This window comes from Persicirhabdus sediminis (genome assembly GCF_016595495.1).
GTDB classification, from domain to species: domain Bacteria; phylum Verrucomicrobiota; class Verrucomicrobiia; order Verrucomicrobiales; family Akkermansiaceae; genus Persicirhabdus; species Persicirhabdus sediminis.
Map to the genome: position 1 here is coordinate 115,943 of NZ_JAENIM010000008.1, position 23,176 is coordinate 139,118.

At 49.4% G+C, this 23,176-nt stretch carries 17 protein-coding genes; 6 read left to right on the plus strand and 11 right to left on the minus strand.

Features of this window, described 5'->3' with window-relative positions; genetic code table 11:
* Positions 1–925: 925 nt before the first annotated feature.
* From fbaA to JIN82_RS00895, 7 genes are all read right to left on the minus strand, one after another.
* Positions 926–1,954, minus strand: coding sequence for a class II fructose-bisphosphate aldolase (gene fbaA, locus JIN82_RS00865; protein ID WP_200309740.1), 1,029 nt, complete (start codon positions 1,952–1,954; stop codon positions 926–928).
* Positions 1,955–2,080: 126 nt separating this feature from the next.
* On the minus strand, positions 2,081–3,133 hold the full coding sequence (locus JIN82_RS00870; RefSeq protein ID WP_200309741.1) for a hypothetical protein: 1,053 nt from the start codon (positions 3,131–3,133) through the stop codon (positions 2,081–2,083).
* A gap of 217 nt (positions 3,134–3,350) precedes the next feature.
* Positions 3,351–4,754: a sulfatase-like hydrolase/transferase gene (locus JIN82_RS00875; RefSeq protein ID WP_200309742.1), complete on the minus strand. Its 1,404-nt coding sequence runs from the start codon at positions 4,752–4,754 to the stop codon at positions 3,351–3,353.
* Between the two features lie 36 nt (positions 4,755–4,790).
* On the minus strand, positions 4,791–6,167 hold the full coding sequence (locus tag JIN82_RS00880) for a sulfatase-like hydrolase/transferase (protein ID WP_200309743.1): 1,377 nt from the start codon (positions 6,165–6,167) through the stop codon (positions 4,791–4,793).
* Positions 6,168–6,200: 33 nt separating this feature from the next.
* Positions 6,201–7,787, minus strand: a complete 1,587-nt coding sequence (locus tag JIN82_RS00885; protein WP_200309744.1) for a glucoamylase family protein — start codon at positions 7,785–7,787, stop codon at positions 6,201–6,203.
* Between the two features lie 591 nt (positions 7,788–8,378).
* A complete protein-coding gene (locus tag JIN82_RS00890) occupies positions 8,379–13,256 on the minus strand; it encodes a M56 family metallopeptidase (protein ID WP_200309745.1) in 4,878 nt (1,625 codons plus the stop codon).
* A 4-nt stretch (positions 13,257–13,260) separates the two neighbouring features.
* Positions 13,261–13,650: a BlaI/MecI/CopY family transcriptional regulator gene (locus JIN82_RS00895; RefSeq protein ID WP_200309746.1), complete on the minus strand. Its 390-nt coding sequence runs from the start codon at positions 13,648–13,650 to the stop codon at positions 13,261–13,263.
* A 258-nt stretch (positions 13,651–13,908) separates the two neighbouring features.
* On the opposite strand from JIN82_RS00895, the gene katG reads away from it, so the two are divergent.
* Positions 13,909–16,083 (plus strand): catalase/peroxidase HPI, encoded by a 2,175-nt coding sequence (gene katG / locus JIN82_RS00900; protein ID WP_200309747.1) that lies wholly within the window; start codon positions 13,909–13,911, stop codon positions 16,081–16,083.
* A 122-nt stretch (positions 16,084–16,205) separates the two neighbouring features.
* Here katG and JIN82_RS00905 read toward each other — a convergent pair whose 3' ends face one another.
* Together JIN82_RS00905 and JIN82_RS00910 are read right to left on the minus strand one after the other, a co-directional pair.
* Positions 16,206–16,667, minus strand: a complete 462-nt coding sequence (locus JIN82_RS00905) for a GatB/YqeY domain-containing protein (RefSeq protein ID WP_200309748.1) — start codon at positions 16,665–16,667, stop codon at positions 16,206–16,208.
* Positions 16,668–16,767: 100 nt separating this feature from the next.
* A complete protein-coding gene (locus JIN82_RS00910; RefSeq protein ID WP_200309749.1) occupies positions 16,768–16,917 on the minus strand; it encodes a hypothetical protein in 150 nt (49 codons plus the stop codon).
* 120 nt (positions 16,918–17,037) lie between these two features.
* Here JIN82_RS00910 and JIN82_RS00915 point away from each other — a divergent pair, with 120 nt between their 5' ends.
* From JIN82_RS00915 to JIN82_RS00935, 5 genes are all read left to right on the plus strand, one after another.
* Positions 17,038–17,541, plus strand: a complete 504-nt coding sequence (locus JIN82_RS00915; RefSeq protein WP_200309750.1) for a DUF3592 domain-containing protein — start codon at positions 17,038–17,040, stop codon at positions 17,539–17,541.
* Between the two features lie 47 nt (positions 17,542–17,588).
* Entirely contained in the window at positions 17,589–17,903 is a 315-nt protein-coding gene (ppnP, locus tag JIN82_RS00920) for a pyrimidine/purine nucleoside phosphorylase (RefSeq protein WP_200309751.1), read from the plus strand.
* A 187-nt stretch (positions 17,904–18,090) separates the two neighbouring features.
* Positions 18,091–19,551 (plus strand): c-type cytochrome, encoded by a 1,461-nt coding sequence (locus JIN82_RS00925; protein WP_200309752.1) that lies wholly within the window; start codon positions 18,091–18,093, stop codon positions 19,549–19,551.
* A gap of 89 nt (positions 19,552–19,640) precedes the next feature.
* A complete protein-coding gene (locus JIN82_RS00930; protein ID WP_200309753.1) occupies positions 19,641–19,961 on the plus strand; it encodes a hypothetical protein in 321 nt (106 codons plus the stop codon).
* Positions 19,962–20,037: 76 nt separating this feature from the next.
* Positions 20,038–20,526, plus strand: a complete 489-nt coding sequence (locus tag JIN82_RS00935) for a hypothetical protein (RefSeq protein WP_200309754.1) — start codon at positions 20,038–20,040, stop codon at positions 20,524–20,526.
* Here the strand turns inward: JIN82_RS00935 and JIN82_RS00940 are convergent.
* Both JIN82_RS00940 and JIN82_RS00945 read right to left on the minus strand, forming a co-directional pair.
* Complete coding sequence (locus JIN82_RS00940; RefSeq protein WP_200309755.1) at positions 20,519–22,441, minus strand: monovalent cation:proton antiporter-2 (CPA2) family protein; 1,923 nt, start codon at positions 22,439–22,441, stop codon at positions 20,519–20,521. The two genes, JIN82_RS00935 and JIN82_RS00940, sit on opposite strands and share 8 nt — an antisense overlap.
* Positions 22,441–22,971 carry an NAD(P)H-dependent oxidoreductase gene (locus JIN82_RS00945; RefSeq protein ID WP_200309756.1) on the minus strand — a complete coding sequence of 177 codons (531 nt, stop codon included), beginning with the start codon at positions 22,969–22,971 and terminating at the stop codon, positions 22,441–22,443. Before JIN82_RS00945 ends, JIN82_RS00940 begins: the two co-directional genes overlap by 1 nt.
* Positions 22,972–23,176 lie beyond the last annotated feature (205 nt).

A 23,176-nucleotide genomic window follows, 5' to 3' on the forward strand; every position in this document is an offset into this window, starting at 1 on the left:
GCCCAGCTAGATTTTTCTTCCAGCTAGATTTCCTCCTAGTTAGTCGCCTAGTGAGCTGTGTCGCTCCGCTGGAGCTTGCTATCATTTTTATACACCTCACCCATGGTTGCGTTACGCCTACGGCGTGGCCTTACCATGGGCTGGGCTGTGTCACGCCTTCGGCGTATGGAACATCCTAACCGCGGTGATGTGTTGTTGATAATCAAGGAAAGTTAATTGCGCGAGCGGGCTGGTGATTTTCGTGAATCTAGCCAGCTCAGGAGGCGTCTAGCTGGGTGTTGAGCTATTGTCATAAACTCCGGGCTTTCCATTTTACCTACGGTAAAGCTATGCATTGGGCGTCGGACCACGGGGGCACTCGCAAGCTCGCTTACCCGCGGCTTCAATCTGATGAGCCCTGCGGGCTTTCCTTTGCAGTTAGTTTTGCACAGCTAGATTTTCTTCTAGCTAGATTTCCTCCTGGTTAGTCGCCTAGTGAGCTGTGTCGCTCCGCTGGAGCTTGCTATCATTTTCATACACCTCACCCATGGTTGCGTTGCACCTGCGGCGCGGCCTTACCATGGGCTGGGCTGTGTCACGCCTTCGGCGTATTGCTTTTCTAGCTGGCTGGAAATTGTGCGTCTTATAGTTTCTTTCAGCTAGACGCCTAGCGAGCTGTGTCGCTCCGCTGGAGCTTGCTATCATTTTTATACACCTCACCCATGGTTGCGTTGCACCTGCGGCGCGGCCTTACCATGGGCTGGGCTGTGTCACGCCTCCGGCGTATTGCTTTTCTAGCTGGCTGGAAATTGTGCGTCTTATGGTTTCTGACTGCTAGATTTCCTTCCAGCTAGAGATTTCCTGCTGGCTAGATTTAGGTACACAAAAAAAGCCCTGCGGTCGCGATCCGCAGGACTTTTTTGTAGATTAGTTAGGGAAGTATAAATTACTTCTTGTAGATTGACTTGCCGGTAGAGAGCAGGTCGTCACATGCTTCCTGAAGGCGAGCAGCGAGTGATGCTTCAGCCTTTTTGAGGTAGCCACGTGGATCGTAGACTTTCTTGTTACCAACTTCGCCGTCGATCTTGAGGATGCCTTCGATGTTTTCGCAAACGTGAGTAACGATTGGGCGAGTGAACGCGTACTGAGTATCAGTATCGATGTTCATCTTAACCACACCGTATCCGAGAGTTTCGCGGATGTCTTCGAGGTCTGAACCTGAACCACCGTGGAATACGAGGTCCATTTTGGCTTCTTCACCGTACTTGTCTGTAACTACTTTCTGACCGTCACGAAGGATGGTTGGCTTGAGTTTAACAGAACCTGGCTTGTAGGCACCGTGAACGTTACCGAAGGTAGCTGCGAAGAGGAAGCGACCGATTGGCTGAAGAGTTTCGTAAACAGCCATCATGTCTTCTGGAGAAGTGTAAAGCTTCTCAGCTGGAAGGCCTGATGTGTCGTGTCCGTCTTCTTCGCCACCTACGCAGCCTGCTTCGATCTCGAGGATGATGTCGAGCTCAGCACATTCTTTCAGGAGACCTTTTGAGATCTCGAGGTTTTCGTCGAGTTCTACAACAGAACCGTCGAACATGTGTGAGTTGAAGAGAGGTCCTTTGCCTTCTGCTTTACGAGCGCGTGATGCCTCGAGAAGTGGCTTAAGGAATGAGTCAACTTTTTGTGGGTGGCAGTGGTCAGTGTGAAGGCCAACAAGGATGTCGTACTTTTCAGCAAGACGGTGTGTGGCTTCCGCAAGAACGATAGCACCAAAAGCTTCGTCAGCGACGTTAAGACCGGAAGCAAATGAACCGCCTCCAGTTGAAACTTGAATGATTCCATCAGAACCTGCATCGGCGAAAGCCTTAAGCGCACCGTTGATGGTGGCAAGTGAGGTGATATTGATGGCAGGGTATGCATAGCCGCCCTTTTGAGCAGCGTCCAGCATCTCAGCGTATTGTTGTGGTGTTGCAACTGGCATAACGATGGCTAATTAAGCGCATCTGGCTGCATTTGCAAGGAATGCTTCCCTACGTAGCAATTGATGCGCGAATTTTTGCATGATTGGAGGCAGATGTAGAATTAGCTGATGAACTCAGTGGTAAAACTACTTTTTAGCAGGGCCAATAATGTCGCGCATGGCGTAGAGTGCCTGCTCTTTAGATGACCAATTGATGAGGTTAATGATGCGTGCGCCGGTCTTACGTTTTGGGCCAAAGTAGTCTTTGGTTTGGTCGAAGATGGACTCGATAAATGCCTCTGAGCCGACGGCGATTCCGCGGGTGAGATGTGGCATGTTGGTTTTGCGGATCACCTTGTCTAATGGCTTCGCTTTGCGGTTGGTATATTTGGTGAGTTTCTCTGGCTGGTCGTCTTCTTTTTGTTTGAAGGCGGAGATGAACTCGAGGTTGTTTTTGGCGAGCACCATCTTGCGGTAGAATGTTTCGTGCGCAGCATTCCAGGTGGCTTTTTGTAAATTGGCTTTTGGGATTTCGTCTAAGCCTGGCTGATAGGTCTGCATTTTGACGATGCGGCTGACGCCAGCTCTAGCACTTTTGCAGCCGTTGATAGCGGCGTAGAGTGAACCCCACTCGTAGCGGTGAGCTGATGCTGTTAGTCTCTGGCGCAGCGGAGCCATTTCGATGTAGGCAGCGACAAATCTTGTGGCGTATCCTGGCTGGACGATGGTATTGGTGTAGCGAGTGCTCCACGCGGTGCCACGGCGTTGGTGTCTGTCGTTATAAAATCCGCTGAAGCGTTGTTTGAGGCTTTTCATGAACATACTCACTGAGTTCATGCGCTGGCGGTTTTTCTCAAGAATGTTAGCAGCCTGCTTTTTGTCTGTCTTAAGAGCGTCTCGGTATTTGCTATATTCATCGAGTCCGCGGCTAGATTGCCCGTAGGCTTTCATTCTCTTGAGCAGTTCTTTGTCAGAAATGGCTGAACCGTCAGTTTGGTGCTCTAGCAGGAGATCGAAATTCGTTGGCAAAATGCTGTATGCGAGAACTTTAACACCGTAGAAGTTAGCACATTCGTGCATGATCTCGATGAACTTTGTTCTATCAGCTGGTTTGAGCTTCGGAATGCCGTCAATTAGGCTGGATGTGGAGTACTGGATAATTGGTCCGGTAGTGTATGGGTATGGAAAGTAACTGGCCATTGTTAATTCTTATAGTTAGCCGAGAATTCGCAATCAAGACGTAAGTTTAAATTTCACGTTTAAATTATTTTTTGAGATGCTAGTCACTGGTCGTTAGGCAATAAGCATGGGGGATGTAGAGCGGTTGATACGTGTCCAAAAAAATTCCCGCCACGCACTAAGTGCATGACGGGAATGTCAATTGACAATTTCGTTAGCAGGCTAACGAGTCTGTCCGTTAATTTTTATGTTTACCGCGGTAGCCAACTTTTGGTCCAATGTGAGCGCCCCAGCCGAAGCGAGGTTTTTCATTTTCGCTCTGCCATTGTTTGAGGGCTTTTTTCATACGCTCAGCAACTTCTGGGTACTGCTTTGACAGGTCGTTGCTTTCGCTGATGTCTTCACTGATGCGGAATAGGCCAGTGACGCGCTTGCCTTTAACTGACTTGTCGTTAGTGGTGACATATTTCCACTCGCGGTCGCGAATGGCTGAGTTAGTCACGTTATCCCAGTAGAGGTAACGTTTTTCCAGCTGAGGTACTTTGCCGGTGAGCAATGGCATGAGGTCTACGCCATCAAGCTTCCATTCATCTTTAGTCTCACCAATGGCAAGCTGTAGCATGGTCGCTGTGATATCGATGCCGTTAGCTGGCTCGTCGAGAGTTTTTCCAGCTGGCACTACACCATCCCAACGCACCAGGTAAGGAACGCGGATACCGCCTTCAAGTGTGCCACCTTTGACGCCACGAAGTGGTTTGTTGCTAGATTGTGGGAAGCCGCAGCCACCATTATCACTGGTGAAGAAAATGATGGTATTGTCCATCAGCTTTTCTTCTTCGAGCTTTTCTAGCAATAGGCCGATGTTCTTGTCCATGTTGTGCACCATGGCAATGTTAGTGCGGCGCATTTCATTTTCGATGTGGCTGAACTTAGCTAGATCTTCTTTGGTTGCCTGCATTGGACCGTGCGGTGCGTTGTAGGCGAGGAAGAGGAAGAATGGTTTGTCTTTGTTGCGTTCGACAAATTTCACAGACTCGATGCCAAATGCGTCGGTCATGTATTCGTCGAAGTTAGGGACGCGCTTGGCGTCTTCGCGGTAGACACCCTGCCATGGATCTTTTTGCTGTTGGTTAGTAGCGCCAACAAAGTAGTTAGCAGCGCCATTGTTGAATCCGTAGAATTCTTGGAAACCACGGTTGTATGGCCAGAACTCTTGTTCGTCGCCGTCGTGCCATTTGCCAACGAGGCCGGTCACGTAACCTGCATCGCTGAGGTAATTACCAATGGTGCTGAGTTCTAGCGGAAGGCCTTGTTTGATGCCGTGCTCACGCACACGTGGGCCGGTATTATCGTGGTAGCCAAATCGTTGTTGGTAGCGGCCAGTAACAAAACCTGCACGTGACGGGCCACACACCATGTTCATGGCGTAGCCAGAGGTGAATGAGGTACCGTGGTTGGCAATGCTGTCGATGTGTGGTGTTTCGAAGTCGCCTTCACCCTGCGGGTTGTAGCTAACATCACCGTAACCGAGATCGTCTGCCATGATGACAACGATGTTTGGTTTTTGTGGGGCAGCCGTGGCAGCTGCAGCACCAATACTCAGAGCGGCTGTGGCTGAGCACAGCAGTGTGTTGATTCTCATAAGATTTGCGTTGGGTATATATGTATGGAGGAAAAATTATTTACGTTTCACACGCTCGCTGTGGTATGGGAGTTTAGGGTCCCAGCCGTAGTTAGGTGGCACTGTAGTATCGTCCCACTTCTGGTGAGCCTTCAGCAGTCTATCAGCGATTTCTGGATTTTGGTGAATCAGGTTGTTACTTTCAGCTAGATCATCGTCTAGGTTGAAGAGTTCCATTTCACCACCTTCTTTAACGAGTTTCCACTTGCCGTCGTTAACTGCCCATTTATTGCCAGTTTTCCAGAACAGGGTACGTCTAGGGAAGGCGGCTGCGTCAGCTCCAAGGTGTGGGGCTAGGTTGATGCCTTCTAGCTTCCAGCTCTCGTCTACCTCACCACCAAGGGCGTTGTAGATTGTTGGGAAGAGGTCTAACGAGAAGACCATGTCGTCGATTTTTTCACCAGCTGGAGCGACTCCAGGCCACTTAATAACAAATGGCACGCGGATGCCACCTTCGTAGTAGGTGCCTTTTTCTCCGCGCAGTGGATCATTGATAGAGAAGTTGTTATTTGGTTTGCCTCCATTATCACTGAGGAAAACAATCATGGTTTTCTCGGTGAGATCATTTTTTTCCAAGGTGTCGAGAATGCGGCCGATGTTATCGTCCATAGTCTCAATCATCGCAGCGAGGATGCGGCGGTTAGGATCTTCGATGTGCTTGACGCGCTCGAGAGCTTCAGCCTTTGCCTGCATCGGTGCATGTGGTGCGTTGAAGGCGACGTAGAGGAAAAATGGCTCGTCTTTGTGACGCTCGATAAATGAGATCGACTCACGGCCTATAGCATCAGTGTAATATTCTTCTTCGCGCTCAACCAGCTCGTTGCCACGCATGTACTTTTCTTCACGGTTAGTGACGTCGTCGTACAGAGCGGCGCCTTCGAGGAATCCAAAGAACTCGTCAAACCCGCGGCTCAGCGGGAAAAGGCGTTGGTCAAACAGATGCTCGCCACCAAGGTGCCATTTACCAAAAATAGCTGTTTTGGCAATATCTTGCTCCTTGATGCGATCAGCGATGAGTTTGTGCTCGAGCGGCAGGCCGTATGGTACGTCTAGCGTACGGCGGCGTGGGCCAACATTGCGTTCAGCGCCCAGCTGCTGCTGGTAGCGGCCAGTGAGCATGCCAGCTCGAGTGGGGCCACAGACGTTTTCAGTAACGTAACCTTGAGAGAATTGCACACCTTCTGCTGCCAGCGAGTCAATGTGTGGTGTCTTAAATTGATCCTGACCGTGGAATCCCACATCGGCATACCCGAGATCATCAGCTATAATGAGGATGACGTTTTGGGCTCGAGGTGGCGTGGCTGGTGCATCAGCTGCGGATGCAGCTGGTACGATGAGGCCGGTAATTGCGCAGAAGATGGTGCGTAGCTTCATAGGTTGGTGTTAGTCTGTAGTGGTAGTGTGGTATTAAGGCTTAATTGCCTTTGGGCTGCTCCAGATTTTTTCAATCGCGTCGTTGATTTCTTCAGCCTTCATGAAGGCCTCCCAGAGCTTGCCAGTGCGATAATTTTCGATCATCGGCCCGATAGGTCCCACGTCAATTCCAATATACGCTTTGGCGATCCAGTTTCTGGACGGATTAAATGCATCATAAAATCCAAACGGTCCCCAGAGCTCTTTTCCGTCCTCCAAATACATGCGTTCCATCATCTCGATGACGAGCTCTGGCTGGTAGGCGATAGATGAGAGCGCGCCGGTAGGTGAGATGGTTCCGTTGTCGTGATGGTCTGGCTCGTGAGCGAGGTAGCCGTCAGGATCGAGGCTCGCAGTGAGTCCCCAGTATTTGTCGTAACCCTTGAATTTATCAGCATTTAGGCGGCAATAGTCGTGGTTAGCTAGAGTCAGGCGTTCAAATTCTTCAAACAAAAATCCATCACCAAGTGGCACCTGCTTTGGATCCAGCCCGAGGTAGCTGTAGTGCATCACAAACATAGGAATGCCGTAGCCGTGAGTGAGTACCAGCGGGATTGGGCCATCGAGACCTTCCACTTCACGTGGTTTGAAATATTTTTTATTTCCGCCAACCCAGCCGTCCCAGTAGGTATCAACGCTGGTAGGATATGTAGGAGAACCCACGCCCAAGATATAAGCGATTTCAGATTCGTTGAAGCCAGTGATGCGCAGGTTGCTGAACCCATGAGTCGGTGACCAGTGCCACATCATGACATTTTCCGTTCCCGGGTTGCGGATGAATTTATCCCACTGGATGTCGCGCCAAAGTTTGTCGGCAACCATGCGGATGTGTTCTTCGCTAGCACCATTTTTATCAAAATACTCACGCGCAAAGATCAAGCCCTGAGCAATGATCGCAGTCTCTACCATGTCAGCTCCGTCGTCTTCATCTGAAAACGGATGAGTTTTGCCTGTGTAGCCGTCGATCCAGTGAGAAAAAGCACCGAGGTGACGCTCAGACTTATCGTGCAAGAAATTCAGCACCTTGGTGACGTGGTTTACACCTTCTTCGCGAGTGATAAACCCACGCTCGATGCCCACGGCGATGTTGAAGAAATAAATACCTGTAGAAACCGCTGACATAAATTCAGGGTCCCAGCTCTCCTCAGGTTTGATACCCTCGCGTGGCAGGCCACTCACCGGGTTGGAGTAATCATAGTAGTAGCGGAAGCCAGCTTCTTGCACTTCAGTCAGGAAACCTTCACGCTCAAATTCAGTTGTGGTAGCTGATACGATAGGTGACCAATTGCCCTCCATCGCCACAAAATCTTCCTTATGCTCGCCAGTCTGGATCTTGCGCACGCGGTAGAAATACTTTTTCCCCGCTTCGCCAATGTAGTCGCTGTAGGCATTCACCATTGGCAGTGGGTTTTCTAAGGTGGTAAACTCACCGTCTTTGCTCTCAGCTCGCTGCACTTCGTAGCGTTCAAAGTCACCTTGCACTTGCCAAACGAGGTCCACCCGCAACATGCGCGGGAGAGCACGTAAATTCTCGATGTCATGCTGAGCGATGTTTTTCTCAGCTGCTAGAGAGTTAATCATACAACTTATCAGCAGGGCGCTGATTAGGGATAGGGATGTCAGTAGTCTTCTTTTCATCTTTTTATTCGCAATGTAGATCCAGAGAGGTTCGCGTCAAGCCACTCGATTTAGCCAAACTAGCTGTCCTCGTAGTACTGAGCGCAATGAGAGCTGTTAATTTTCTTGGAAAATCCTCGCCCTCAAACAGTAAGTGAGTTTGGTTTTACCCCGTCTTAGGCGGCATTACGTTGCCAGTTGAGGTCATATTACAGAACTGGGAAATTATTTCCCAATCGCGCAAATTCGTCATCTCAAGTGTTTGATTAATCGATTTGGTGTGAATGATAGATCCCCGCCAGTAGACGTAGTTGTTGGAGAGGTGATCATCATCGAGTTAGCCAATATTTGTTAGCTAGAAATCAAATCCATGCCGACGAGTTAGCTGGGAGAATGGTATCGACCCACGCCAACAACAAGCTAGCTAGAGCATCGGGGCGATGCACGGACGCTAGCTTGGCTCGACACGCAGCGGACCTATAGAATCATGTCTAGCTAGGGCAAAAAGATGAGCCAGCTAGTTTACTCGCTACCACGGTTCTAACGAAGCTTGCCTTAGTGGTCGATTCTGTTGATAGAGACAATACTGATGAGATAGCTGCTATCGGGTAGCCTAGCATAGGAGATGAAGTTAGTAGCTGGCCCGTCGTAGAAGAAGCTATAGGTCCTTTTTTGAATCCTCATCTTACGCTGCGGGTTCAGCTGGTATTTTCTCAGAAGTGGAATGAGGCCTGCGCCAGATGTGATAGACGCTTTTCCTATACCCAGAGGTTCATGGACCTTGAGCGCAACCTGTGTGCGGTTATTGAACCCAAGGCAGCTAGTGTCATAGCTGTACCTGTGGCCAATCCAGCTTGCGGTCGGCTTTTGGTTAGCTTGTTCAGTTATTTCCATCACTTCAGCAGATCGGTAAACTGAAGCTGGCTCCTCTGAGCGTAGATGGGTGCTTGGATAGGATATAACTTTACTGTCTCGGTTTTGCGCTAATACGCGCCGGATCATCTGAATCTCTTCGTCGCTGTAGGCGATCACGCCGTCGGCATTTGCTTCCTGGCCTAGCGATTTCAGACTGTCTATTGTTTGCTTATCATCTTCGTCGATGTAAACCTGAATAGTGGTGGCCCTGAGCAGTGGGGAGCTTGCAGCTGCATCTATCCACTGCGGTCGCGCTAGGCGCTCAATCTTGCGCGCTGCTTCGAGATCGCCTGAGAAAAGTACGGTGTGGTTCCATGCTTGATAGCTCGCCCCTTGAATCGCCCCATTTTTGCTAGGTTTGAGGATCACCTTAAGTTTGTCGACAAGGCTAGTGTCTAGCTCATGGCTTGGCTCTAACTTCAAAAGCCTTGTGTTGATACGGTCGAGAAAGTTAGCTGGAACCTCAATGAAATAATTACTCACTTTGCCATCCTCTGGCAGTGGCCGGAAGACCAAATCATCAGCTTCAAATTTTCCCGTGAGATAGCCCGCTGACTCAGCAAGCCGGCGCATTGCCATCGTCATCGATTCCTGCGTTGAGCTGAAGTTGACCACTTGCTGTTTAGGCTCCCCCTCGATGCGAATGTTAAACTCTATAGGCTTCTCACCCGTATCAAAACAGGCCTGTCGATAGGCGCTTTTGAGTTTATTCACGGCTTCTCGGAGTGATATTTCATTGGCTGAAAAATCAGGCATGATGAAATTTCTCAAGTCATCTGGTAGATGCGTACTTTCTGGGCTATGGCCGATAAATTCGATCTGATTACCATTGATAGAGCAGGTACTGCCACTGTGCTTGGCCAGCGCTAGAAAGGCATTATACATTGAGATGTTCTTCTCTTTGAGTTCGGCGATAGCTTGAGTTTGCTCGTGCTTCTTGATGATAAATTTGATCGGTGTTAGGTTGTTTGCTCGGCAGTGGTCTTCGTATTGTTTGATCAACTGAGCTAGCGCAATATCGAGGCTAACATTCTGAAAATCAATTCCAGCTAGTTTTGTATCGATGAGCATCATCTCTAGAATTTCATTGGCTGAAAAATCAGGCTGGATGAAATTTCTCAAGTCATCTGGTAGATGCGAACTTGCTGGGCTCTGGCCGATAAATTCGATCTTATTTCCATTGATAGAGCAGGTACTGCCACAGTGCTTGGCCAGCGCTAGAAAGGCATTATACATTGAGATGTTCTTCTCTTTGAGTTCGGCGATAGCTTGAGTTTGCCCGTGCTTCTTGACGATAAATTTAATCGGTGTTAGGTTGTTTGCTCGGCAGTGGTCTTCGTATTGCTGGATCAACTGAGCTAGCGCAATATCGAGGCTAACATTCTGAAAATCAATTCCAGCTAGTTTTGTATCGATGAGCATCATCTCTAGATCTTGTAATACGCCTAGTTTGGATGAATCCATCATCTGAGTATTCGCTGATGAGCTGCCTAAACGATACAAGTGAGTCTTGGGACTATCTGCGATTGGTCTGCCCGTAGCATCAATGATTAGAGCTGTCGTGGCGACAATGAGATAGCTGCCATCATGCATCTGCATAAGCTTAATGCCAGTGTGCTCGTTCTCATTCAGCTGGCTGGTATCCCTCGCCTGTTTGACGAGTTTGAGATTATCGCGTCCAATTTCAGCTGGGTCGTAATTGTAGTCAAACTCGGCAATGCCTGATTTTTTTGTCTGCGCTAATATTTTTATTCCCTCTAGCTGGTTGATCTGAATCTGGCCGCGGTGCAGAATATCTAAACCGTGAAGCTCGGGGGATTGCAGGAATTTTACTCCTAGCCAATCAACTGATAGTTTTCCAGGACGCGTATATTCTCGTGTTAGCTCGATACTCGCAGTTTCGCCAAACCGACATATAACAGATGGCAAAGTAGTGACCGATACTCCCTCATTGGTTGATAGATTGCGGGCTAACATCTGAGTTTGTTGGGATTCTAGGCTGAGTTCACCTGCAGAATCCATTTGTTGTTGCAGGAGTTCAATGAGCTCTTGCTGAGTTTTTGGAAGGCTAATGAGCGTCGTCATGTATCTCAGCTGCATAGCGGGTTTTCGCCTTTCGATATAGGCGATCGTTTTCATGAGCTCAGCGGTTTTTCTATCGCATTGATAGTTGATCGTACTTGAACCAGGGATGAATTTTGCTGATACGAACTTGCAGTTGTAGAGTTTTTCAACGACCTCTTTATAGCTGAGTTTGTCCGCTTCGGCCTGGGTCGCAAGATTCGAGCGTACCAAATTTTTTCTCATGTTCATGAGCCAGTCAGGAGAAACGATTGCCTTTTGAGTGACGATTTCAGCTGGGTTTTCAATTGGTTTAAATAGGCAAGGGAGAGCATCTGATGGCAGCTCATCCACGTCATTGGGTAGTTCCAAACTCATGCCTGATAGAGCGGCTAGCATTTCGATGATTTGATAGAAATTGCCATTATATGGCTGGTAATACTTGATCTGGCTGGCTTTTTCCTGAATCTTGAATTCAAATTTCAGTGCTTGCTGACCAGTCTGCTCACAGATTTCGCGGTAACGATTTTCCAGCAGTTCGAGTGATTCAGCTAGGCTGAGTTGGCTGAATTCTATCGAAGGGATAAAAAAGTGGCGGAGTTCATGAAATTCGTGACTTTTTAGTTCATTGCCGTGAATGCTCACTTGATTGTCAGAATAGCGGATCTCTGAGTTGCTAGCTTTTGCTATCTTTTCTAAAGCTAACTTCGCATTGCTGTTTTGGATCTGCAGGTAGGGGATCATTTTTGATGTCCCTGTGATGATGGGGGTGAAAGGGACTGGAGGTAATCCTCTATCGGTGTAGCTCATGTGAATCATGGTGCCTAACTTCATCACAGCTTCGTTGACCGTTTTGTTTTCCAAAGTGAAAGTCTCTATTGGGCATTCTGCTAGCTGTTTTTCCCGATGTGAAAATGCAGCTGCGGCTCTCTTTGGAAATTCAATTTGATTCTGCTCCACATCGGTCAGCATGTTCATATCCGCAAGGGATGCTTGCATGCTCTTTAGAGGTGGGACTTCGCCAAAAGCGTCTGTGTCCCATTCGGCATTCTTCTCAATATCAGGAACCGGTACACTAACATCTTCTGGTAGCCAGATGATTTTTCCTTTATCCTTATCTTCAGCTGGTTTGGTATCTTCAGCTGGTTTGGCATCTTCAGCTGGTTTGGCATCTTCAGCTGGTTTGGTATCTTCAGCTGGTTCGGTATCTTCAGCTGACTCTACAGGCTGAGTTTTTGTTTCCTCTTTAGCGGAGCTTGGCTGGCTGCTATTGAACAGAATGGTACAGCATATCAGTGTGATCGTTAGGGCCGATAGGCTACCTAATGAAAGACTTGATGGGGCACTGATTTTTCTTTTTCCTGCAAGGATGGAAATGCGATCGAGTAATGAGCCATCAGTAGCTGCTAGGGTCGTCGTGAGCTGGCTGAGCCGCCATGATTCCAGCTGGGCCAGAGCCCTAGCGTAACTTGCCTTGTCGTTAATTGTTTCTGCAGCTAACTGATCGCAGCAGATTTCTCTAGAGTCTCTGGCGCGTCTGTGCAGCCACCAGACTACAGGGTGATAGAAAAGCACCGAGGTGATGACTAACTGCATGAAGTTAGTCAGGTAGTCGAAGCGGCGGATGTGAGCGAGTTCGTGCAGCAGAATCGCTTCTGCTTGTTGGGCATCCAGCCCTGTGAAAAATCCAAGCGGTACCATGATAGTTGGCCTAAGCGTGCCGATGACGACTGGGCTCGCGATACGAGCGCATTCGTGCAGGCGCACTTTGGTTTTCACCTTGATGCGTTCGCGCAGTTGGTCGAGACGGTTTTGCCAGCTGGAAACAGGGTGGCTAGCTCGTTGCCAGATCTGGCTGAGAAGCCAGCTCCACAGCAGTCGTAGCGAAAAGATCAAACATAGTGGCAGCCAGATTAGAGTTAGCCACGGCATAATGTTTGTTAGATTTTGGTGCCAATGCGTAAGCTTGGCAGGAGCGTTTTCTTCGTTAGCTTGGCCTAGACCACTCGGCTGATGATTGCTGATTGGCGCGGCTTCAGCTGGCGGCAGTTGGCTGTTTTCCTGACGGCTAATTCTAAGTGTCCATTCCGCTGTGTTGGGTTCAGCTGATGGAAACGGGAAATGTGCTAGCTCGGGCTGATCTAGTTGGTCTATTGGCCGCGGTGACTGAATGATTTCGGTAGCGGTTTCATTTATTGTAGCTGGAAATAATGGGGTGTTAGCTGGAGCTGACTCGCGCTCGGGGATGAGCTGATAGGTAATAATGGGCGCTAGGCCACAGAGCACCAAGCCAGCGACGCAGATAGCGTGCTGCACGTTAGCCGTTCTCGAGAACTTGAACTTCATCGTCAGCCCACAGACGGAACCGATGACTAGCCCTTGCCAGAGAAAATGGAAAAGTGTCCAGCCAAGTTTTTCGCTGATTGGGTGGATCAGTAGGTCTGTGAGAGCGTGCATAAGTCTACATTTTAGTTGATTGCTCGTCCTCCATTTGTGCTACCAGCTCTTTGATCTTTTGCAGATCTTCTGCTGAGCATTTTTTCTCTGATAGAGCACCTAGCGCGAGCTTGAGAACGCTGCCTCCAAACAGCTTACCAGCTAGAGATTTCACTTCCTTCTGTTTCGCTGAATCTTTACTCAGTGCGGCGCTGTAAATATGTGCACGGCTACTCTCATCTCTGGTGACTAACTTTTTTGTCGTCATGATCTGAAGCAGCTTAAGGGTCGTGGTATAGCCGCTGCTAGTTTCTAGCTGGTCGTGGATCGCACGTACCGTTAGTGGGCCATTTTGCCAGAGCACATTGAGTATTTTGAATTCAGCCTCAGTCGGTGAAAGGTCCGTTTTTGACATGTTTGTTTTAATACGACGAGCTTCGTAATTAGTCAACGAAAGTTTTCGTACAATGATAGATTAGATGGTTTGTTGAGTTGATAGAATCTCGTTGATAGAACTAGCGGCACTTGAGTTTTATGGTTTTTTGGCCAGCGTGGATTTGCAATTAGCTGGACGTGAATTATTTGTCTGGGTTATGGGTAAGGGATGGCTGATTGTTTTTAATCAGCCAGCTAATTGCCTTAGAAAATCTAATTGATAATAACAGACACAATTATGAGTGAACACATGAAATCATCTGGCGGCAAGTGCCCAGTCATGCACGGCGCGAGTACCGAGGCCGGATCAACTAACATGGACTGGTGGCCAAAGGCGCTAGATCTAGATATTTTGCACCAACACGACTGTAAAACTAACCCAATGGGGGAGGACTTTGATTACCGAGAAGAGGTGAAAAAGTTGGATTTTGACGAGCTGAAAAATGACTTGGTCCAGCTGATGACCGATAGCCAGAGCTGGTGGCCAGCTGACTGGGGCCACTATGGTGGATTGATGATTCGCATGTCGTGGCATGCCGCTGGAACTTACCGTGTGGCTGACGGTCGTGGTGGAGCTAACACAGGCAATCAACGTTTTGCGCCGCTCAATTCTTGGCCAGATAATGTGAACTTAGACAAGGCTCGTCGACTGCTTTGGCCGATCAAGAAGAAGTACGGCAACAAGCTGAGCTGGGCGGATTTGTTAGCCTATGCAGGCACGATGGCCTATGAATCGATGGGGCTGAAGACATACGGATTTGGCTTTGGTCGCGAAGACATTTGGCACCCGGAGAAGGATATTTATTGGGGATCTGAGAAAGAATGGCTGGCGCCGAGTGGTGGTGAAGGCAGCCGGTATTCAGGCGAGCGCGATCTGGAAAACCCTCTAGCAGCCGTGATGATGGGCTTGATTTATGTGAACCCAGAAGGTGTCGACGGTCAGCCAGATCCGCTGAGAACAGCCAAAGACATCCGAGTGACTTTTGCTCGCATGGCGATGGATGATGAGGAAACAGTCGCGCTAACAGCTGGTGGACATACTGTGGGTAAATGCCACGGCAACGGCGATGCTGGGCAGCTAGGACCTGACCCCGAGGGCGCTGAGCTAGAAGATCAGGGCATGGGGTGGATGAATAAAACCAGCCGAGGCATTGGCGCGGATACGGTTTCTAGCGGGCTGGAAGGCGCGTGGACCACTCATCCAACAAAGTGGGATAATGGTTATTTTGAAATGCTGCTCAATCATGAATGGGAGCTGAAAAAGAGCCCAGCGGGCGCCTGGCAATGGGAGCCGATTGACCTCAAAGAAGAAGACAAACCGGTAGCTGTGGAAGATCCTAGCAAACGTCACAGCACGATGATGACGGACGCTGATATGGCCATGAAGGTGGATCCTGAATATCGCAAAATCTCTGAGCGATTCTATAATGATCCTGACTATTTCTCTGAGGTATTTGCCCGAGCATGGTTCAAACTGACGCACCGCGACATGGGACCTAAGGCCTGTTATATTGGCCCCGACGTGCCAGCTGAAGATCTGATCTGGCAGGATCCCGTGCCAGCTGGACACTCTGATTACGATGTGGCAGCAGTGAAAAAGGCGATTGCCGCTAGCGGGTTAGAAATCTCTGAAATGGTAGCGACCGCGTGGGATAGCGCGCGCACGTTCCGTGCGTCTGATAGACGTGGCGGCGCCAATGGTGCTCGCATTCGACTGGCGCAGCAGCGCGCGTGGCCAGCTAACGAACCTGAGCGTTTGAATAAAGTATTAGATGTGCTGGAATCTATTGCCGCTGAATTTTCTATCAGTGTGGCGGATACCATCGTGCTGGCTGGCAATGTAGCTGTCGAGCAGGCTGCTAAGGCGGCTGGCTATGATATTGAAGTGCCATTTTCACCAGGCCGTGGTGATGCCAGCGAGCAGCAGACGGATGCTGAATCATTCAACTATTTAGAGCCGCTACACGATGGCTATCGCAACTGGCAGATGAAAGATTTCTCTGTCAGGCCTGAAGAAATGCTGCTTGATAGAACTCAGCTGATGGGGCTCACCGCTGCAGAGATGACGGTGCTGATAGGTGGTATGCGTGTACTTGGCACCAACTTTGGTGGCTCGGCTCACGGGGTATTTACCGATCGAGTAGGAGTGCTCAGTAATGATTTCTTTGTGAATCTAACTGACATGGCGTACGTGTGGAAGCCAACTGGCTGCAATTCATACGACGTACGTGACCGCCAGACGGATGAACTCGTGTGGACGGCAACCCGGGTGGATTTGGTATTTGGATCTAACTCTATCTTGCGCGCCTATGCCGAGCTGTATGCGCAGGACGATTGCGAAGGTAAATTTGTCTGCGACTTTGTTTCTGCCTGGAGCAAGGTGATGGATGCGGACCGCTTTGATTTGCTCTAGCAAGAAATTCAAACTCTTCTAGCTAGCTGGCATTTCCGGCTGGCGGAGAAAATAAAAATGGCTCCGGAGAACCAAACTCCGGAGCCATTATTGCAAATTGATTAGGTGATTTCGTTAGCTGCTTACAGCTGGTTGAGCTTCTGCATAACCATCTGTGAGAGCACTTTACCGTCGGCGCGGCCAGCTGATTTTTCTTGAGCAGCCTTCATCACTTTGCCCATGTCTTGTTTGCCAGTGGCACCTACTTCAGCGATCGCGTCGGTGACGATGGCTTCGACTTCCTCAGCTGACAGAGCGGCAGGCAGGTAGCCTTCGAGCACTGCGAGTTCGAGTTTTTCAGTTTCGGCTAGGTCTGGTCGATCGTTGGCTTCGAACTGGCTGATAGAGTCGAGACGTTGTTTGATCTGCTTGCGGATGATGGCAGTCATTTCACCTTCATCGAGCACGCCGTCAGGGCCAGCTTTATCGATGGCAGCATTTTTGAAAGCAGCCTTCAGAGCACGCAGGGTAGTGAGCGCCACTTTGTCTTTGGCTTTCATGGCGGCTTTCATGTCTTCGGTGATTTTTGCTTCGGAAATACTCATAGGCGCATAATGTGCGAGATCCGCTGCCTCTTGTCTAGGGAAACTGTGTGCCAGCTGGCGGATTCTCTAGCTGAAATGGCTGCCAGTGGTGGAGCTGAGCTCAATCTTGTTTGATGATGAAGTAAAGCGAGCCAATGAATAGAATGGCGCCAGCAGTAGCACGTTGGGCGTCGACAGCAATTAAGACCACTCCCGCAATCATGACGAGGGCCATGAAGACGTTGTGGATCGTTCTCTGAACAAAATTCATTACGAGGGAGACTAACTGAAGAAGTTAGGTGTGTGAAGGCAAATCATGAGCGACTAGTCAGCAGGAGAAAATGGAATTCTACGCTGGCGCACTGGCATGGCGGGGTTTAAGGAAATGGCCATGAGCGAGTCAAAGCAATCATCTCTGGGTGGCCGCATTTTTTTATTTTTCCTCGGCGTCGCCTTGGCGGCGATGGGAGGATTTTTCACCTACATGCTGTGGCATAGTTTCCAGCTGGCTAAAGAAACTCGCCAGTGGCCAGAGGTGGAATGTGTGATTGTGCAGTCGCGTGTGGAAGAGCGACTGGTTCCTGGCTCGCCAATGGAGTATCGCGCACGGGTCTTTTTTGACTACGAGCTGGATGGACAAAGTTACCTTGGCGAGAAAATTTCCCGCCGCGGTGCGCGCTGGACAAAAAGTAAAGAACGCGTTGAGGCTGTGTTAGCTGACTACCCGTTGGGCTCAGTGCAGCCGTGCTGGGTGGATAACGCCAATCCTAACATTGCGGTTTTGCGCCACGATACCAAGGCGGGTGGTTATTCGATGTGGTTTCCCGGATTGTTTTTTGTCGGCGGTCTGGGCATCATGGTAGCCAGCGTGCTGCCACAAAGAAATGCCAGCTAGAGCATTTCGCGCTTGCCAGCTAGGGCGCGGCTGTAGACCTTGCGGTCATGGAATTCAAAAACGTGACCGCCCAGGCTAAGGGCAATGTGTATTTCGACGGCAACGTGGTTTCTCACGCGATCACTCTGGAAGACGGCAGCAAGAAGACATTTGGTTTCATCTTCGCTGGTGAATACTACTTCGGTACTGAAGCCGCTGAGCGCATGGAAATCACCGACGGTGAGTGTGTGGTGAAAATCAAAGGCGAAGATGCTGAGAAAACAGTGAAAGCTGGTGAGTACTTCGATGTTCCTGCGAATTCAGGATTCGACATCAAAGTGGCTGCTGGTACCGCTCAGTACATCTGCTCGTACATCGTCTAATTAGATTAGATTTTAAATTCCAGCTGGGATATTCCTAGCTGGCGAAATGGCCAACTCGCATCTTGTGAGTTGGCCATTTTTTCTATCAACGGTGAAGATCTATCAGTCCAGCTGTGAGCGTTGATTTTAGCCAGTTAAATGAAAATGGTTAGCAACTTGTGGCCAAGCTTGGAGTTCATAGCCGTGTATGAAAAACATTTTCACCAAAGCTGTGAGTTCGGTATTATTTTCCTCATTGTTATGCTGCGGCCTAGCCTTGGGCGAGAAAGGAAAGAACAAGCCGGATAAAAAGGATAAGTCCGACGAGTGGTCATCTAGCGAATATAGTGGTATCCGTACCCACAAAAATCTACGGGCGGCGATGTTGTCTAAAGGTTTTTCGTGGCTCAGTGGATCTCCCGCCGATAACGAAAAGTTATCTATCGGAAAGAATGCCCAGTTCTTTGGATTTGTGGCCCTGCGTGGTGAATCTGGCCGCGCCGCTAACCGAGGCATACTTGGACGAGCCTTTTTTGCCATCAGTGATGATAAGCAAAAAGAGATACTAACAAAGGCGGTGCTGGCGGAAGATGAACCACTGAAAAACTGGTGGAAAACACGTGAGACCATCTTGAGGATTTTTGAAAATCATCTGTATAACGGTGAGCCGATAGATGAAGAAAAGACCATCAAAGCGGGTAAAGAGTTTTGCAAGCTTGGAGGCATAGTTGCCATTCATGAGGCGCGTGCTTACGCCGCATTAGAAGACACACTAACTGAAGATCAGCTGAGGAAAATAAAGGCATGGCGTATTGATCCAGAGACCGCTCAGGAATTTGGTGATGGTGGTCGCGTCGAGTCTGACAAGCTCACTCGCGAGCAAGCAAAGCAGCTAGAAGACCTTTTTGCGAAAGCCTTTTCCTGGCTAACAGGCAAGCCGGAAGACAACCTGGTGATTCCTTTGGGTCAGCCAGCTCAGTTCTTTGGATTTGTTGCAGTTCGCCACCAGAGTGGTCACGCTGCTAGCCGTGGAAAAATTGCCAAATCATTCCGCGATATTCTCAGCGCCAGCCAGCTGAAAATGGTGGATGCAGCCATTGCCGAACAAATACCAGTGGTGAACAATTTCACCGACGAGCGGGCAAAGTTTCTTGATCAACTCGAGCTATTGCGCACGGATGCCGACAAGTTTGACGAAGCGTTAGCATTAGAAATCGCTGAAAAAATGGGTGCATTGGAAGCTGAAGCTGGCTGGATAGAAGCTAAGGTCTATCGAAAAATTAGAGAGTCGATGAGCGACGAGCAAACCAAGCTCATGATGAAGCTGCGCGGTGATTACGTACTCGATGACAAACAAGTTGAGGCGCTCACATTAAACCAGCGAGGCGAGCAACTAGCCATCCTTTGCTCAGCCTGTCACGGTGCTACTGGGGCGATGGCGGGTCCTGAGCTCGAAGGCATGTTTGATAGACCGATTGCCTCTGTTGACACTTATGAATATTCTAGCGCGATGAAAAAACATTCAGCTGATGGGCCGTGGACGGCTGAGAAGCTAGATGAGTTTCTAGCGAATCCCAAAGCCTTTGCTCCCGGAACTAAGATGGAGTTTCAGGGGCTGTTAAATGCCGAAGATCGCAAGGCAATCATCAACTACTATAAAGTGAAGTAGCTGGCCAATTCCCTGTGGGGGCTCTAGCTGGAAATATCTAGCTAGAGAATTTTTTGCGTTGCTGGGGAAATGCGTTATATTCGTTAGTTATGATAGCTCCCAGATTGATGTTAGTATGTGCCAGTGTTGTGGTTTCCCTAATTGCCTCTTCTTGTGAATATGGCAGGTCGATGGAGATCGAGGGCGGTGGCGTGACCTTTGTCATCCCAGAAAAAGGAGCCACTGCAAGTTCTCATTCCAGCGCCGGAGGGCTGGCTTATCAAGGCCCTCACACCCGCGCGATGACGGATGGAAAAACGCTAACGGTCAATGGGCAAAACTATGGCAGTGTGCGCGCTGGTGATGTGGTAGACTTACGAAAAAAAGGCGTGGTTGAAGTCAATGACCTGCCACGGTCGCCGCAGCTCTAGTTAGCTGGCTAGCTGGGGGAGTTTTATATTTGATAAAGGCTTGTCTTGAGTGCTGGTTAAACACTAGTTTTCCTGTGTGAAGATTTGCCGTGGGGAAGTAGCTAGTATTGAGAGGTCTAATGACGTTGTAACAACTGGGGATGGCAGCGTTCGAGGTAGACATGTTAGCTTGATTCAAGTTGATGGTGCTAGGGTGATTTTTAAGTCACGTGAGATGGCACCCATTTCAGTTGGCTACTATGTTAGCTTTGTTGGCGAACCTCAGACTGGGCAGTTTCTAGCGCATGCATGTCGCAATGATTCTACTGGCTGGAGCTCCAAGCGTCAGGGTGCTGGCTGCTTGCTAACGATCATGGTTTTGCAAGTTATCATCGCGGTGCCAGTATTGCTCATGTTTGCAATGATCTTATTGTCCCTCGTTACGCCTGAAACTGACTATGGTTTAGCAATGCTGATGGCCTTTCCATTCGGTTTTGGCTGCATTTTATTATACATCATGGTTAGAGTGGCGATGGGCATGAAGTTAGATAAAAAAGCACACCAGATTCTAGCTGATCTTAGCTAGATTCTCCGGCTTGGATATTTTGTTTCTTTTCAGCAGCCTTGCGCAGTCGTTCGCTAGCCCACGCTTTTTCTATAGCTGATTTGTGAGAATTAGCATCTTGCAGATTGAACCCTTCAAGCTCGCTGATTTTTTCCCTAATGAGTGAGATGTATTGGCCTTGGTCGCGATGGATTTCGGCAGCTTGTTGGGTCACTATTTTGTCGTGTTTGGTAAAATAACAAGCGGCGCGGTGTGCTTGATTGGCTCGCTGGCCAAGGCATTTCAGAGCGGCTTCCGCCATTGCTGTGGCGCTGCCTGAGTGCTGGTGGATCACAAAATCAACCCCCAGTTGGATGAGCTCGTATTCGTGCGTGCGTGACAGTGCGCGGGCCATGATTTTCAGCTGCGGGAAATGCTTGCGGCACAGTTCGATGATGTGGAGGATTTTCTCTTCGTCATCAATGGCGATCATGATGGTTTTGGCTTCAGCGGCTCCAGCTGACTCTAGCAAGTCGAGCCGGCTGGCATCGCCGTAGAATGTTTCGATGCCGAGCTTGCGGAGGAATTCGACGTGTTCGGAGTCGCTATCAATGACAGTTAGAGGATATCCCTGTGCACGCAACATGCGGGCGACAAAGTTTCCAAATCGTCCAACGCCCGCGAGAATGAAGGGGGATTGTTCGTCTATCTCGTCGGCTTGTTTGTCGTCGACTTCGCGAGTGCCTAACTTCGGACGAAGTACTTTTTCTTCCACCATCATGATCAGTGGTGTTAGGGCCATGGAGATCGCCACACTCGCAATCAGCAGCTGGGTGGTTTCCGCTGGTAGAATGCCCTCGCTGAGCGCAAAACCAAATAAAACAAAGGCAAACTCACTGCCCTGAGCTAGACTGAGGGAAAACAGAACTCGCTGGTCTGAGCCAAGTTTGGCGACGCCGCCGATGGTGAAAATGATGGCTGCTTTGATGAAGATGAGACCGAGGACAATGGCGGCCACGGTGAGCGGCATGGATTTGATCAATGAGAAATCAATGGCGGCTCCAACGGCGATGAAGAACACACCTAGCAGTAATCCTTTGAATGGTTCGATGTCGGATTCCAACTCGTGTCTGTACTCACTATCAGCGAGGACGACGCCAGCGATGAAGGTACCAAGAGCTGCTGAAACTCCCAGCTGCATCATGATGCTAGCGATGCCGATGACGATGAGCAGGGCTAGGGCGACAAAGACTTCGCGCACGCCTGTAGCGGCGACGGTGCGTAGTACGGGACGCAATAACAGCCTGCTAGCTAGAATAATGAGAACCACTGCAGCAAGTACTAACAAGGTGAGCACCCAGCTGGGTTGATGGGCTATCCATTGTTGGAAGGCAGATCCTTCGCCGCCGTGGTCGTTGCCAGCTGAGCTAGGGCTGATGGTGGCGAGCATAGGGTAAACAGCTAGAATCGGGATGACGGCGATGTCTTGAAATAACAAGACCGAAAAAGCGCTGCGCCCACCTGAGGTTTTGCTCAGTCCTTTTTCTTGCAGCGACTGCATGACAATGGCGGTGGAGGAAAGTGATAGAGCCATGCCGATAGCTAGCGCCATTTGCCAAACGAGTCCGCAGGCCATGGCAATGCCGGTGATAACGGCGGTGGTGACGATGACTTGTACACCGCCGAGGCCGAGGATTTTGCCACGCATGCGCCAGAGCATCGATGGCTGGAGCTCGAGACCGATGAGAAATAACATCATGACGACACCAAACTCAGCAAAGTGCATCACACTCTCACCTTCTTGGCCAATGGCGCGTAGGCCAAATGGTCCAATCACCATGCCCGCTACGAGGTAGCCGAGCACGGCGCTGAGGCCAAATTTTTTAGCTAGAGGTACACTGATAACAGCGGCTGCTAGGTAAATCAGTGCGCTGGAGAAAAATTGTTCTTGAGTCATTAGCTAGGGGTGTCAGTTAGGGTTTTGATGTAGTGCTCCATGCAACTTTTACAATTGTTCTTGTCGAGTTGCAGTGCGTCGTGGATGATCAATGGGGCTTGGTAGATCATGCCGCAGAGTTTGAATGTGCGCTCTAGCGGGAGCAAAATTTCCTCCATGGTATGTTGGACCTGCCCCTCTGGTGTATATGAGCTGGCTGGAGAGCCAGTGGTGGTGATGATTTGGGCATATTTTCCTACCAGCGCATCAGCGTGGTGGCCGTACGCCCAACCGTATTCTAACACGATGTCGAACCATTCTTTAATGAGTGCAGGCGTCGAGTACCAGTAGAGGGGAAATTGGAAAATGATTCTATCCACTTGCTCGACTTTCTTTTGCTCAAGCTGCGGGTGAATGATGTGATCTGGGTAGGCTTCATAGAGGTCGTGAAAGATGAGATTTTCATCTTTCGGTAGGTAATTAAGCAGCAGCTTGTTGGCTTGCGACTTGTGCAGAGCTGGATGGGCGAATATAAGGAGCGTTTTTAGCATCAGAGGAAAATGGATTATGCTCAATATAAACGAGATAGATCTGGTTGGATAGAAAATAAGTTCATGGACAAGCTGCTAGACTGGACGTCGAGAGCTCCAGCGGTGATCGTGCTAGCCTGTTATTTTTTCTGAGTTGCTGATCCAGCTGACGGCCTAGAATGAATGGTCTCGGGACGCAGCGTAAAATTTCTGAAATTTCCAGCAA